At 32.3% G+C, this 2,306-nt stretch carries 2 protein-coding genes; both read right to left on the bottom strand.

Features of this window, described 5'->3' with window-relative positions; genetic code table 11:
- Positions 1-639: 639 nt before the first annotated feature.
- The gene (locus ACQKL0_RS20100) at positions 640-1,086 is read right to left on the bottom strand and encodes a hypothetical protein (protein WP_427689208.1); all 447 of its coding nucleotides are present in this window, start codon (positions 1,084-1,086) and stop codon (positions 640-642) included.
- Entirely contained in the window at positions 1,055-1,423 is a 369-nt protein-coding gene (locus ACQKL0_RS20095) for a class I SAM-dependent methyltransferase (RefSeq protein WP_427689206.1), read from the bottom strand. Before ACQKL0_RS20095 ends, ACQKL0_RS20100 begins: the two co-directional genes overlap by 32 nt.
- Positions 1,424-2,306: the final 883 nt, after the last annotated feature.

Here is a 2,306-nt window from a genome sequence, read left to right as displayed (position 1 = left end):
TCTTCAGCGCCGATGGTAGTTGGGGGTTTCCCCCTGTGAGAGTAGGACGCCGCCAAGCCATTTCGAAGGTCAGCCATTAGGCTGGCCTTTTTTGTGTTCTCAATAAAAATGGAACATGGGTTACTTTTGTAGAGGGAAAGAGCTTTACCTATAAATAAAGAATTAACTTCATATCTTATTTTAGCAATAGTTTTACAAATTACGTTATAAGGTGGAGGGGACTTCCAAAGTTTTATCCCTTTCTACACACTCATATATTAAAAAAACCTTATTCTCATATTTAAAGTGCTGTGTTTTTTATAGTCGATGGTCTATATATTAAATATTATCTGTACCCCTTATACTGCGGGTTATTTTTTATTAATGAAGGTAGACTCAATAATGAAAGTAATGAGCATATAAACAGTAATTTATAACGCTCTATTCAACATGATATTAATTATAGATTTCAAAGACCTAACTCAAAATCTTCATGATTGGAATTTAAGATTAAAATAATGAATTGAGAGGAGCTGCGCGTAATAGTCAATAAAACTGGCTATTAGATCAGCTCCTTTTAGATTTTCTAAAAAAAGATCAACTCCAGGACTTATAACTTTAAAGCCCCTGCTAGTTCTATAAGAAGCAGAAAAGAAAATATTAAACAGTTGCTCGAACTATATAACAAGAAAATGTTATAGGTAAGCCATCTTTTGTGGCATTTTGCTCGAAAATCTTAGATACTTCATACAAGTTTTTTTCTTTTAAAGTTTCATAAATGGAAGGGTGTTGACCGAAACAACGTAATTTTAAAACATCCAATGGGGAGTGAATATACTCTGTACTATTTATTGCTTCAATCTTAGAATGAGAGAACTTACTAATATCAATTCTATGATTAATGAGATTTAAGATTGGAGTTCCTATTGAAGAATCAAAGAGGTTAGGAAATAAAAGGGGTAATTCTTTATTTGTCTCATCTCCAGGATGGAGACCAATTATTTTGCCACCACTTTTTATAACTTTCTTAAGGTATGGATATGCGGATGTAGGACCTTTCCTTATGTATGCACAATCAAAATTCATCCATTTCAAAAGGCAATCCATTTTTTATATTTCCTAAAACAAAAGATACATTTGGTTTTTTATCTTTTAGCCTAACTTGTAAGAACTTTTCTGTTACATCAAACCCTATTATTTCTTTTGCTACCGAGCCACATTCATTTGTTAGCTCGCCGTGTCCACATCCAACATCCAATACTTTCCTTCCAACTGTGATTTTAGTTACTTCTTTATCAAATATTGATTCTCCGTTAGGCTCTGTTAGTGTAGAATTCCAAGAATATATGTATTTACCCTGAATGTCACTAAGTTGTTTATACCATTCTATCGAATGTGGCTGCACCCATTCTGTAAAAGATGTAGGGTCTGTTGATGATTGCATATACAATCCCCCTTAATAGATCTAAAATAATTATTATTCTTTAAGTTAATAAAAAGTCCTCCTTCTTCAACTAAACTGCCTCGTTAGTTTAAGCGTAACATTTCACAAAGAAAATCAACCCTTATCTTTAACACAGCCTATAACATAATACGAACCGTTTGTTATTAATTTCACCGTATCATGTAAATGGGTAATGCCCTCTGACTGTTTTAAGAGTTATATTTGAGTTAGAAGTAACTTAAATTCGCTTAATAAGTTAAGCTGTATAATCAGAGTGTAAGGATATTAAGCATTCACATTAGGAGAACTCGTTTCATTTACGCCCCTGGTGCAGCTCTCTATCATAAGTTCAATAAGGGGATTCTCCATTAACCTTAGATATGGACCTTTAATATTAATATAGACTCATGTCAGCTTACTTGTTTCATAATTATGATATTAGAATGATTTCTGCAAGAGTAACAAGAGTGGTGTGTAATATCTGATAAGGCTCTATATAGAAATTATTTGCTCCTTATTTAAAAGGCTATCCCTTTATGGTAGAAAGTAATAATTGCCCTTGATTAACATTGAAAGCTTATTGTGTATAAATGAAGAGTGGAGGGATAATCCTTCCCTTAAAGAGTACTGTCAGTGGTACTTGTTATCCAATGGAGGAGGAACATTATTATCCTAATAAATTATAATAAGGTATTTCACTTAAATGTGTTGACTTTGAAACTGAAAAGGATTAATATAAATAAGCACTAAGAAAACAAACGCAAAACTTCATTGCTTATAGCTGAATCGCTAGAAGAAATGACACAATAAAAACTATTGACTTCTTATAAAGAAAATGATAAGATGAAATGGTCGCTGAAAAACACAGCGATTAAAAATAAGT

This window comes from Peribacillus sp. NPDC097264 (assembly GCF_050277925.1).
Taxonomy (GTDB): Bacteria; Bacillota; Bacilli; order Bacillales; family DSM-1321; genus Peribacillus.
Note: the sequence above shows the minus strand (reverse complement) of the source record. Positions and strands in the feature narration are given on the sequence as shown.